Source organism: Mucilaginibacter sp., assembly GCF_028288185.1.
Classification (GTDB): domain Bacteria; phylum Bacteroidota; class Bacteroidia; order Sphingobacteriales; family Sphingobacteriaceae; genus Mucilaginibacter.
The window spans coordinates 58,280-70,998 of sequence record NZ_JAQBOF010000011.1 but is presented as its reverse complement, the minus strand read 5'-3'; the positions used below and the strand labels follow the sequence as shown (position 1 = coordinate 70,998).

Sequence of the window (12,719 nt, the reverse complement as noted above, 5' to 3'; positions counted from 1 at the left end):
CCCTGTTGGTCTGCGTTTTATCGGGGTTTATCTCATTTATTTTATATAGTCACTATCATGGCGCACCTTCGGTTTAAAGCTATTGATTAGAAGGATGAGAAAATTGTTACTGGCATTGTTATTTACAGGTTTGGCAACGGGGGTATTTGCACAGCAAACTCAAAAAACACTAAAAAAGGTATACGTAAGCAAGCTCTTTACCTGTTCGCTTGATTTGATGTTAGACACCCTGGCAAAAGACTATCATTTAAAATTCGTATTCGAACGAGATTCCATAAGCAAATATCATGTTGTTGATCATTTTTTAAACGAATCATTAAAAAATGTATTGGACCAGGTATGCAGCAACAACCATTTACATTATTGGGTAGAGTCTGATAAAATTTATATTCTTGAAAATACGGATGACCTGGCACGCTTAAAAAAAATGGATATGTTATGGACAGCCGCCGCCGCGACCCATTTAACACCGGTCGAATTACCCAAAAGCCCGCCCAAAAACTTTAATTTCTCCGTAAGTGGCAAGGTGATCGATCAAAGCACAGGCGAGTCTTTACCTGCAGCAACGGTGCGGGTGCTCAATACGCCATTATCCTTCTCGACAGGAGCCGATGGGTTGTTTGTATTTTTTAATGTCCCGGCTGATACCTGTGTTGTAGAGGCTAGTTACTCCGGCTATCAAACTTATCGTTTCAGGCTTGATGCCGAAAAGATAAAAAATTCGATAACTGTTGAAATGCTGCCCGCACTTAATACACTAAATGAGATCACCATCCTTGGTAAAAAAAGCGGGGTAATGAATACCGATGCTAAAAAGGTAGGTGTGTTGCAGCTTACACCGGCTAGTTTGGACAAATTACCCAACATGGGAGAGAAAGACGTATTAAAGGCATTTCAATTAATGCCCGGGGTAAGTGGTACTAATGAGTCATCATCGGGGGCGTATGTTCGGGGTGGTACACCAGACCAAAACCTGGTAGTTTTTGATGGATTTACTGTTTACCAGGTTGATCACCTTTATGGTTTTTTTGGCGCGTTTAATGCCAATGCGGTTAAAGATGTACAATTATACAAAGGTGGTTTCTCTGCAAAATATGGCGGCAGACTATCAAGCGTTACCGAAATAACCGGCAAGGATGGCAATGCCAAACAAGCCACCTTTGGCGTTGACCTTAGCTTATTAAGCTTAAACGTTTTTGCAGAAACCCCTGTAAATGATAAGTCATCTTTATTGCTGGCTTTTAGGCGCTCTTACCAGGGGCCGCTATACGACAAGATCTTTAAACAATTTAACGCCACTACCATACCTGCCACAGGCAGCGGCGGTGGTGGTGGTTTTGGCGGTGGTGGCGGCGGCGGTTTTGGCCAGCAGGTTACCCCGGCATCGCATTTTTATGACGCCGACGCACGTTATACTTATCACCTTAATACTAATAATACGTTGGCCCTGAGTTTTTATACCGGTACCGATAAAACCGACAACAGCAGGGATCTGCCATCATTTAATTCAAGCATTATAAGTAATTCTATTACCGATTATACAAAATATGGCAATTTGAGCGGCAGCTTAAAATGGTCATCGGTATGGGGTAAAAATGTACACTCAAACACCTACGTTACTTATTCATCTTATTTTAATGACCGCAACCGCACCAACTCGGGTGTTAACTATGTAAGTGGGAATGATGTAGCCTTTAGCAACGGTACTGTTGAAACAAACGATCTGAAAGATTTTAGCGCCAAAACAGAATGGGACTGGCAAATAAGCAACACACTAAAGCTATTGTATGGCGGTTTTGCCACCCATCAGCAAATCAACTATGAGTATACGCAGAATGACACTAATAAACTGATCAGTCAGCATAATAAAACGTTTTTAGGCGGTGGTTATGCCGAGATAGAGTATGATCCTACCGGTAAGCTACACATCCAGCCCGGCATGCGCACCACCTGGTTCCAGGAGACAGGTAAGCAATACTTTGAACCCCGTTTCTCGGCAAGCTATACCCTAAATGATCATTTTACTTTAAAAGCCGCAACGGGCCAGTTTTACCAGTTTATAAACCAGGTTACAAGGCAGGATGTATTAAACGGAAACCGCAATTTTTGGGTGATATCAGATGGCAGCACCATACCCGTAGGTATGGCCCGGCATTACATGGGCGGCGCCAGTTATGAGAATGATCAGTTTTTAATTAATGTGGAGGGTTACTATAAAACACTATCCGGGCTGACACAATACACCATTAAACAACAAGGTTTTGGGCCCGGCAGCGGTAATGCAACCATAGAGCAGGCATTTTACACCGGGCAGGGTAACGCTAAAGGTATAGAAGTGTTGTTACAGAAAAAGCTGGGGCAGTATACCGGTTGGCTGAGTTATACTTTGGCCAATACACAAAACAAATTCGCGGTATATGGCAATAGTTATTACCCGGCAGACCAGGATGTTACGCATGAGTTTAAATCCATCAACATGTATCATTATGACCGGTGGAACTTCTCGGCAGTGTTTATTTTCAGCACCGGCCACCCTTATACGGTACCGCTATCAAGCTATACTATTACCGGTGCCGATGGTAATAAAACCACGGCGTTTAACGTAGGCGCAAAAAACGCCGAACGTCTGCCCAATTATCACCGGCTTGATCTTTCTGCAACTTACGACTTGCTAAAAATAAACGGCAACAAAACAGGCAGCATAGGGCTGTCGTTATTTAATGTATATAACCATAAAAACATCTGGTACCGCGAGTACCAGGTACAAAACTACCAGGTAATTACTACCGATGTTACTTACCTGGGCTTTACCCCCAATTTAACACTTAGCTTAAGATGGTAATCAAAAAACATATATCAATAATAATTATCTTACTTACGGTAACTATCCTTAGTGCTTGCACTAAAGATAACCCGGACACTAAAAGTACTACACTACCGGTTATCGAGTCGTACCTTATGCCCGGGCAGCCGGTGGTTGTCAAATTGTATCAGCAAAAATCATTGACCGATACCGCTGTATACGGCGCGCATATTACGGGGATGAAAGTATATATATCTGATGGCAGCCAAAAGGTACAGTTAACAGAATCAACATCCGGTGTTTATACTTACACCAACTTAACCTTTTTGGTTACGGGCAAAACGTATAGTCTACAGTTTAACTATCTGGGCTATAATGTTACGGCCAGCACGGTGATGCCCGCTAAACCGGTAAATTTTGTTTCGCAGTATCCGGGCATAACCATTGTATCCGGCACACCGGGCAATAGGGGCACAGTTTTAAACCTGTTCAGTTGGTCAAACCCCGATTCATTAAATCATGTGTTGGTAATTAAAGGGGTAAGTGCGACTGTGCCTGTTAACAGTTTTTCAAGTGACAAGCCGTTAAACTCGCAGATCAACACTAACCGGGCATCGTACTACAATCTTACTGCCAGTCCTTTTGCTTATCTTGGAGCTTACCAGATTATACTGCTCAGGGTTAACCAGGAATACATCAACCTGCTAAATAACAATACCCGCACATCATCGCAGGATTTGAACCAGGTACCTACCAATATTGTTAATGGATTTGGTATTTTTACCGCTATGCAGGCTGATACTTTAAATTTTACGGTACTTTAATCTCTAAATTTAAGCGCGTAAAAGAGGCCATCCACCTTCATATTATCTTTCATCAGGGTAATCAGATCTTCTTTCGAGTTACAGAGATACATTATATAGGCATCGGCAGCACCGGTTTTATGCAATGTGGTCATCCCACAATATTTATACTCGGTACCAAAAGAATTATTTTTAATATTGATAAACCAGGTACCACCCCAGTCGGCTCCAAACTCTCTTTTAACTGCTTCCGGCGGAAACGGACCGAAACCCATTGTTGGGTCCCATAATCCGCCGCCAACATTAAGTGCAACTGTCATAGATAAGGTTCTAGCCGTAAGTTCCTCTTTGGCCTTATCTTTATTTTCATACATCCCTGCTAATCCTTTAATGGTCATAGGCGAAACAGAGTAGCGTATCTCGTAAGACTTATCGACAGATTTTACCGCAAACTCGTAATGCATTTGCCTGTTTTTTACTATTGGGGTTGTTACATAGCCCGGCGGCATAGTAAAGGTCATTTTGCCATCATCAAGCACTTTTTGAAACTGGATTTCTGTGCTATCAATAGCTTGTGCATTAGCAATTGTGGCGGCGAAAAGCAATGCTATTAATAAGTGTAGTGTTTTCATTTGGTTAAGGTTTAGCTAGTTATCTAATATACCGGTTTTGGCTAATCCAACCAAATCGTTTGTGTAAACGCGCCATTAACAGCCGCATCCCAAACCTCCAGGCGGATCCATGTTTTTCCTTTTAAATTCATAGGGATATGGAAACTCTTGCTGCCAAAAGCGGTGGTATTGGTCAGATCTATTTTTTGGCGATAAACGTTTTTGCCATCGCCGGTTATTAGTTCGGCAAAGTTTAGCGGGTAGGTCCATTTAACCGAGAAATCGACAATTGATTTGGTTGCGCCGGTTACTTTAATGGTCGATCCCGCCTCGGCACCATTGACTTTAAATGTTGGTATCAAAACCTCGCCGGTGGTCGAAAAGAAGTTACCGCTTTTTAATACATCTAATACAGGTTGCCAGCCATTTTTAAATTCGGGCAGGGCGTTTAATTTTAAGTAGTTAATATTTACGTGGGCATACATTTCGTTTTGCTGGGTGACGGTAAATATATCCGACTCGGCCAGTACTTTCTTTTTCAGTCCCCAGTTGTTCATGTCGTCCATCAAATCAAAAACGCGTTTACCCATCCTAACGGTTGATAGATCTGCCGGGATATTTTTCCAGGCAGCGCCATTAAAATGATCTGATTTATAAAAAGCCTCGTTTTTATACAGGTCCGGGTAGCCGGTTGACCCTTTGGTACGGGCATGAGCGGTCCAGGCCAGCCCGTTTACAGTTTCCAGCAGTTTAAGCATGTCATCCTTATCACGTATATGATAAACTTTACCAAAGCGGCTGTCCTCGGCAACAAAAGGCACACCCTCTTTGCGCGACATGATCCAATAAACAGGCTTAGGGAAAAATTCCAGCCAGTGGCCGCCAAAAAACTCATTAGGCTCCTCGCCCGGCAGCAGCAAAAAATTACCATGCGATTCTTTTTCGCACTCTTTGAATAAGGTATTTAGCTCCTTCAATCGCAATTCATCCGGCCCTTTTGGGTGACCGCCGCCATGAAACTCGGCCAGGTGGACTATATTAACCCCAAGGGTTTTAAATACCCGTACATATTCAGGCTCATCCTCTACCGGTTTGCCCTTTAATAATACGGAGGTAGTATATTCATTATGGAAATGGCTTGCCATGGTTTTATAGCCAGGCAAGGGTATAAAATGATCATTATGCGTAAATTTCTTTACCTGTTCTAAAATGCTTTTGCCATCTGCGGCACTAACCATACAGAAAAAATTTAAGCGTTGCTGGGTAGCAGGCGGCGCGTTAAACCAGGGCACGTAACGATGGTCGCCATACAGGTCCTGGCGTATGCCTATGCCAAAGCCGGGTATCATTTTGCGGTAGTTGGTACCATACCAGGTAAATTTTAAGTTAAAAGCTTCATCCAACGGATAAAAATATTGGTGCGGCGCTGGGAAAATAGCCAGGCTGCCATTGGTAGTTTGCCCTATTATGGTGCGGTATTTTACCTCTATATTACGGCTGCTGTCGGTTGGTGTAACGCTGGCATTAGTAAATTCATCGGTAACTTTTGCCCAGCTAATTTTGCTCCATGCCGGATTTTTGCTTACCATGCCGGCATCATAAACTATTGCTGTCGAATCAACATCTGTAGCCATAACAGCCGCCACATTAAATAGCGGGCTGCCATTATAAAAGGTGACCTCTATATGCCCGCTAAAAGTACTTGCCTTTATACTGTTAATGCTTACAATGGTACGCGAGCCTTCTGATCTTACAGCGGCATTGGTTTTATCCATTTCAACATTATAAGCCTTAAACGGTTTTAGCGGTACACGGTCGAAGAAAATATTCCAACCGTTTTGCGATATCAGATCGCGCTTGCCTATGGTGAGGATAAATTCGGGGTTAAGATTGACGGCTATTTCTTTATAAGCACCCTTACTGGTTGTTTGTATACTTTTAAACAGCGGGTTGTTTTTATCCAGATCAAAAACCACGCGGCCTTGTTCTGTTGGGCCAGCTGGCCAGGTTAAATCGATCTTTGAACCGGTGTTTTTTACATTAACTCCGTTGTTTTTATTAAACCCCTTCAGGCTAACTACAGTTTGCGCACAAACGTAATTGGCATTTAATAGAATAGCTGAAGCAATTAAAAAAAGACAAACAGCTTTTTGTTTATTTAAAATGGGCATAGCGATTGGTTTACTTGGTTAATAAAAGTAAAAATTAATTTTAATTAACGCTATCTATATGCAATTCATTTATACAGATGCCCCGATAATCCCTCATTTACATAAAAATATTTTAAAATAAATTTGCGCAAATGAAAGGTTGCACATATATTTGCAATCAATCAGTTGCAAATAAAATGAGAAGAGATATTTTCCAGGCGATAGCCGACCCAACCCGCAGAGCCATTTTAGCATTACTGGCCATTCATGCCATGACACCAAATGCGCTGGCCGAACATTTTAACAGTACACGCCAGGCGGTATCAAAACACATTCAGATACTTGCCGAGTGTGAGGCTGTTACGCAAAAGCAATCGGGCAGGGAAATCTATTATCATGTAAACGCTAACAAAATGAAAGAAGTAGACCAATGGCTGGATACCTTCCGTAAGATATGGGAAGACCGCTTTGACCAATTAGACGATGTATTAAATGACCTTTAAAAACAAATAATCATGACAAACAAAATCGAAATTTCGAAAGACTTGGCTAACAGAAAGTTAAACATTACCCGCGCGTTTAACGCCCCGGTAGAAAAAGTATGGAAAGCATGGACCGACAGCAGCTTATTAGAGAAATGGTGGGCCCCCAGACCATGGCGCGCTATAACTAAAACAATGGATTTTAGCGAAGGCGGCCACTGGCTGTATTGTATGGCCGGCCCCAATGGCGAAAAAGCGTGGTGCCTTGTTAATTACAAGGCTATAGATCCGCAAAAAAGCTTTACCAATAAGAGCGATTTTTGTGATGAAAACGGCAATATCGATGCCAATTTCCCAAGTATGAATTGGTTAAATAAATTCAAATCGACCGACACCGGGTCTATGATGGAAATAACTATATCATTTGATAAAGATGGGGACCTTGAAAAAATCATTGAAATGGGCTTTGAAGGAGGCTTTACTATGGGCTTGAACAATTTGGACGAATTGCTGGAATCATAGGCTTCATAATGTATTGATTAATAAAGGGCTGCTATTTAGCGGCCCTTTATGTTTTTTGTATCAGTTATTAAATTTTTTTATTTGAAAGCAACGCCTTGCAATTATAGTGCGTATTGAGAATAAACGAAAACGATAAACTAAATACTGAAAATATGAAAACTAAGAAATTAAGCTATTATCTGATAGCAGCAGTCTCGGTACTTACGTTATTAAGTACATCGTGTTCAAAAAAGAATAACAACCCGGCTATGCCTAACCCCGTTGTTATTACAGGGTTTAAGTTAACTACTAACGTTACCCTGGGTAATATCATTACTGACAACAACGGTATGGCGGTTTATTTCTTCTCGAAGGATGTAGCCGGCACACCAACCTGCGTTGATGCCTGCGCTGTTAAATGGCCACCATTTTATAAAGAAAATCCAAGCATCGGTACCGGCTTATCTGCTACTGATTTTGGGGTGGCAACACGCCCGGATGGATCTAAACAAACCACTTATAAAGGCTGGCCTTTACATTATTTTTCGGGCGATGTTAATGCTGCCGATGCTAACGGAGATGCGTTTGGAAATCTTTGGGCGGTAGCAAAAGCCGATTATTCTGTAATGTTTGGCAATGCGCAATTAATAGGTCTTGATGGCGCGCAATATACAGATCAAAGTATTGCCGGTACGGGGGCATCAACATTTATAACAGATCCATCCGGCCGCACACTTTACATGTTTACCAAGGATACGCATGCGACCAATACATTTACCAAGGCCGATCTAAGTAATAATACAGTTTGGCCTATGGACGAAGTTACGACTATAGGCAGCATACCAACCGTTTTAGACAAAACACAGTTTACTACTATTACTGTATTTGCACATACCCAATTAGTATTTAAAGGGCACCCGCTATATCAATTTGGGCAGGATGCGGGCGTGCGTGGTAGTACTAAAGGAGTAAGTTTCCCAACACCGGGCTCAGCTATTTGGAAGGTTACCAATAACACCACCGTTGTATTATAAAGATGTTGTATATTAATTGTTTGGCGGGTAGTCGGTTTAGGGTCCGATTGCCCGCTTTTTTGTGCAACGGGTTTATTTTAATTCATCAATAAAATCCGTTAATATGGGTATCAATCCCGGATGCAGCGGCAGGTCGCTTTTCTCATAAGTAGCCAGGTTTAATTTCATATTGCCGGGCCCTTCTTTCAATATATGGCTCATGCCGGGTATTAGCTTTAATTGTGCATTCGGGTTGGCTTTTTTTAACAGCTTCGCGTTTTCAACACTTACCTGCATATCTGTTGTTCCCTGTATTAATAATACGGGTACGGTTAATTTGGATATTTCCAGTTGTGGATCATATTGCATTAACGACCGGAGGAACGGCTGTATTACCGGGCTAAACAATCCCTCAAAACCAGGGTCAAGCTTTTGCCTTACAAACTGCCCTGCTTTAATACTGTCGATCATTAACACCGCTTTTTTATAGCTGCTTGCCGAAGCCCGGTCTTTAATTTGAGTTTTCAATACCGCCTCTACCGGGAAGCCTGCACCAGCTAATGATATAAAAGCATCCGCTTTTTCGCGCTTAGCGGCGATCATCCCAATTAATGAGCCCTCGCTATGCCCGGCAACAATAACTTTCGAAAAACGCTTGTCAGCCTTTAAAAATTTAATCATAGCCGCGGCATCGTCTATATAATCATTAAACAGGGTCGAGTTTTGTGCCTTAATGCTTTGCCCTACGCCACGCTTATCATACCGCAATACGGCAATATTTTTTAATTTAAGCGCTTCGGCCAGCATTTGGTATTCATTAGATTTTCCATTTGATAATGCCGAATTTCCATCCCGATCTGTTGGGCCCGAGCCTGCAATTAACAGCATAACCGGTATATTTTGCGCGCCGTCTGGCATAGTAAGCGTGCCCTTTAGTACTGCGCCTGCTGTTTGCACGGTAACAGTTCCGGGCAAATCGGCAACAATAGGCTGTTCGCGCGGATCTGAGGCGGTATAAAAGCCGGTTAATTTACTATCAATGTTGAAATTAAACTTCATTATCAGCCCGCCTCTTTCAAAACCGGCTATATAATTACTGGCCTGGCTATCTGTGTTTACATACTCGCTTTTTGTTAAGTTTCCAACTGTGGCTTTCAATTGTTTAAGAGCAGTATTAATGGCCGCCACTGATGTTCCGGATTTAAGATTATCGGCAAGCATTGCATAAATACCATCGGCCTTTCCATCGTTATAATAACTAACAAATTTATCTGCATTTGCATCGGTAATTGCTTTTGTTTGTGCATTTGTAAATGATGCTGTTAATACTATTACTAAAGCTATAAAAAAGGATCTCATGCGGTAAATATAATTATTTGCGTTATTCTGTAGCTACCCACTTTAAACAAGTAATCTGCTCTGTCTTTTTATTCTACCGGCGTCATTTTCAAGCAAACGGCCGACTTCATCACAATAGATTTACCATTAAGTGCTAGCTTACCCGTAGCTTTATTTACTTTAAAAATATCAACACGATTATTGCTTCCAACCAATACATAATTTCCGGTTGGGTCTATCATAAAATTACGCGGGTTTTCGCCGGTTTTGTAACGATCAACGTAGGTTAACTTACCAGTTAACTGATCAACAGCATAAACCAGTATCTCATTAGCTGTACCACGGTTAGTAGCATACAAAAACAACCCGTCCGGCGATACATGTATATCAGCCGCACCGTTTACTCCTTTAAAACTGTCCGGCATCATTTTAACAGTTTGTATTTCCTTTAGCACACCATCCTGATAGGTATATGCGGTTATCATGGCTTTCATTTCCTGTATATTATACATAAACTTTCCGTTTGGCGCAAAATCATTATGGCGTGGGCCTGCACCACCGGCGGTGCTTACAAATGGAACATCTGCCGGTGTTAACGGCGGGTTTTTGGATGCGTGATAGCGGAAAATATTTATTTTATCAGTTCCCAAGTCGGCAAACATCAGATATTTATCATCTGGTGATAAAACCGCCGAATGTCCATGTGGTTCGATTTGACGCATTTTATCAGGGCCGGTACCTATATCTTGTATGGTTTGGATAGAGGCTCCCAAGGAACCGTCTTTATTAACCGGATATGCCTGTAGGCTGCCGCCGCCATAATTAGCTATAAAAACATTTTTTTGAGCTTTATCTACAGATATGTATGCAGGCGACCCGATGGATGGCTGTACATTCAGCTGGTCCATTTTACCCGTGATTTTATTCAGTTTAAAGGCGGTTACGCTACTGGTACCTACAGTATTCTCGTTTACCGAATAAACATATTTGCCATCTTGTGTTATAGCCAAATAAGTTGGGTTTTTTGTTTCAACCTCACTTAAATAAGCCACCTCACCTCTTTCCGCATAAAAACGATATACATAAATGCCCTTACTGTCATTTTCACCATCACCTGTATAAGTTCCTATTATCAGGTCAAAAACTTTGGGGCCCTGCGACTTTTTCTGAGCAACACAAAGCACCGGTGATAACAGTGCGATTAACAACAATAACTTTTTCATAGCTTGAGAGAATGTATAGTTTACACGTGCAAGGTAAATAAAATCCATAAAAAAACGCCCCGGAGTGCGGGGCGTTTATATTTTCAGCTCCCTCTCCTTTGGGGAGGGCCGGAGTGAGGCTTCCTATTTTATCAAATGTTTTAACTGTATAACTTCCTTCTCGTCAAGGAAACGCCAGCGACCACGTGGCAGATCTTTTTTGGTTAGATTAGCATAAACTACTCTGTCTAATTTTACCACATCATAGCCCAGGTGTTCGAACATGCGGCGCACAATGCGGTTTTTACCGCTATGTATCTGTATACCTATTTCTCTTTTTGAGCCACCGGCAACGTATGATACTGTATCTGGTTTTATAGGGCCATCTTCCAGCTCTAAACCAAATTGCAGTTTATTCAGATCGCCTTGCGTTAAACTTTTATTTAGCTCGACCTGGTAAAGTTTAGTAATATTGCTGCGCGGATGCGAAAGCTTATCAGCCAAGTCGCCATCATTGGTCATTAACAACAACCCTGTTGTGTTACGATCAAGCCTTCCAATAGGATAGATCCGCTCGCGGCTGGCTTTTTCAACCAGGTGCATTACTGTGCGACGTTCTTGCGGATCCTCGGTAGTAGTTATATAATCTTTAGGCTTGTTTAATAATACGTAAACGTTCTTTTCGCGTTTAAGTGTTTCGCCATTATAGCGTATCTCGTCCTTAAATGGATCAACCTTTGTACCCAGTTCATTAACCACTTCGCCATTAACAGATACCACACCCGCAATAATCAGCTCATCAGCCTTACGGCGAGAACATATACCTGCGTTGGCTATATAACGGTTAAGGCGTATCAGGCCCTCATCTTCTACTTTCTTAGCTGGTTTTTTTGCGCGTAATGTTTTTACCGGTGCATCGCGGTCGCGGGTTATTTTATCATAAACAGGTTTTTTTGTTGGCCTATCGTCATCCTCGCTTCTTTTGAACGCAACTGTCGGTCTTGAACTGAACTTGCGCTCGCCTGCCGGTTTATCACTCGCCTGGTAGCTATTAGGGGTTCTTTTGGGTTTATCGCCAAAATCAGCGCCGGTTGGTTTCCTGTTTCTTGGTGCAAAATCACCGCCACCGCCTAAACTTCTTTTAGGGCGATCATCACTACCAAAGCTTTTCTTCGGACGGTCATCACTGCCAAAACTTCTTTTCGGACGGTCATCGCTGCCACTGTCGCGGGTGCCATACGGCTTGCTGCGTGGTGTAAACTCCTTTTTATCACTGCCAAAACTTCTTTTCGGACGGTCATCTTCGCTACCGCTTGGGCGGCCAGTATATGGTTTGTTGCGCGGTGTAAAGGTTTTCTTTTCGCCTGATGATTCACCATCGCCGTACGATCTTTTGGGTCTTTCTTCGTCTCCTCCACCGGTTGGGCGGCCAGAGTAAGGTTTACGCGGACCGAAGCTTTTTTTCTCGGCCCCGGATGAAAAAGAACTGCGCTCGGCAGCGGGGCCGCTAGCGTATCTTTTTTTAGTACTGTCATTACCGGGTTTATCCGCGCCTTTTGAAGACTTTGCACGGGGGGAAGAAGATCGTTTATTATCGCCACCTTTTGAGGGTCCGTTTGATCTGCCTTTCCTGTCGTCGCGACTGTTTGTTGGTCTTTTAAATACCATAGTTTTTTAGTTTGCGCTTTCGCAGCGTGAGCGGCAAAAGTACAGTTTTTAAGTCGATTTTTGTTGGTTTTTTCAATTTTTTAAATCGGTTCAAAAACTGCATTTAAACCACTTTAAACCACGTTTTTTAAACTATTTTAAAAAACTC

The 12,719-nt window shown here is 42.2% G+C and carries 10 protein-coding genes; 5 read left to right on the top strand and 5 right to left on the bottom strand.

The genetic code is table 11. The annotated features are described in order from the left end of the window. Positions 1-94 precede the first annotated feature (94 nt). Together JWQ34_RS05205 and JWQ34_RS05200 are read left to right on the top strand one after the other, a co-directional pair. Positions 95-2,842, top strand: a complete 2,748-nt coding sequence (locus JWQ34_RS05205; protein WP_299354956.1) for a carboxypeptidase-like regulatory domain-containing protein — start codon at positions 95-97, stop codon at positions 2,840-2,842. Next, the gene (locus tag JWQ34_RS05200; RefSeq protein WP_299354953.1) at positions 2,836-3,627 is read left to right on the top strand and encodes a DUF4249 family protein; all 792 of its coding nucleotides are present in this window, start codon (positions 2,836-2,838) and stop codon (positions 3,625-3,627) included. The genes JWQ34_RS05205 and JWQ34_RS05200 overlap by 7 nt, the downstream gene beginning before the upstream one ends. On the opposite strand, the gene JWQ34_RS05195 is transcribed toward JWQ34_RS05200, so the two are convergent. Continuing rightward, positions 3,624-4,238 carry a hypothetical protein gene (locus tag JWQ34_RS05195; protein ID WP_299354950.1) on the bottom strand — a complete coding sequence of 205 codons (615 nt, stop codon included), beginning with the start codon at positions 4,236-4,238 and terminating at the stop codon, positions 3,624-3,626. The genes JWQ34_RS05200 and JWQ34_RS05195 overlap by 4 nt on opposite strands. Positions 4,239-4,279: 41 nt before the next feature. Then, complete coding sequence (locus JWQ34_RS05190) at positions 4,280-6,388, bottom strand: hypothetical protein (RefSeq protein WP_299354947.1); 2,109 nt, start codon at positions 6,386-6,388, stop codon at positions 4,280-4,282. Positions 6,389-6,564: 176 nt separating this feature from the next. Here JWQ34_RS05190 and JWQ34_RS05185 point away from each other — a divergent pair, with 176 nt between their 5' ends. The 3 genes from JWQ34_RS05185 (at position 6,565) to JWQ34_RS05175 (ending at position 8,384) form a co-directional block, all read left to right on the top strand. Then, positions 6,565-6,870 (top strand): metalloregulator ArsR/SmtB family transcription factor, encoded by a 306-nt coding sequence (locus JWQ34_RS05185; protein ID WP_299354944.1) that lies wholly within the window; start codon positions 6,565-6,567, stop codon positions 6,868-6,870. 12 nt (positions 6,871-6,882) lie between these two features. After that, positions 6,883-7,371 (top strand): SRPBCC domain-containing protein, encoded by a 489-nt coding sequence (locus tag JWQ34_RS05180; protein ID WP_299354941.1) that lies wholly within the window; start codon positions 6,883-6,885, stop codon positions 7,369-7,371. A 152-nt stretch (positions 7,372-7,523) separates the two neighbouring features. Beyond that, on the top strand, positions 7,524-8,384 hold the full coding sequence (locus JWQ34_RS05175) for a hypothetical protein (protein ID WP_299354938.1): 861 nt from the start codon (positions 7,524-7,526) through the stop codon (positions 8,382-8,384). A gap of 72 nt (positions 8,385-8,456) precedes the next feature. Here JWQ34_RS05175 and JWQ34_RS05170 read toward each other — a convergent pair whose 3' ends face one another. The 3 genes from JWQ34_RS05170 to JWQ34_RS05160 all read right to left on the bottom strand — a co-directional run bounded on the left by JWQ34_RS05170 (position 8,457) and on the right by JWQ34_RS05160 (position 12,571). Then, positions 8,457-9,722, bottom strand: a complete 1,266-nt coding sequence (locus tag JWQ34_RS05170) for an alpha/beta fold hydrolase (protein ID WP_299354935.1) — start codon at positions 9,720-9,722, stop codon at positions 8,457-8,459. Positions 9,723-9,790: 68 nt separating this feature from the next. After that, on the bottom strand, positions 9,791-10,924 hold the full coding sequence (locus JWQ34_RS05165) for a lactonase family protein (protein WP_299354932.1): 1,134 nt from the start codon (positions 10,922-10,924) through the stop codon (positions 9,791-9,793). Positions 10,925-11,047: 123 nt separating this feature from the next. Further along, positions 11,048-12,571, bottom strand: coding sequence for a pseudouridine synthase (locus JWQ34_RS05160; RefSeq protein ID WP_299354929.1), 1,524 nt, complete (start codon positions 12,569-12,571; stop codon positions 11,048-11,050). Positions 12,572-12,719: the final 148 nt, after the last annotated feature.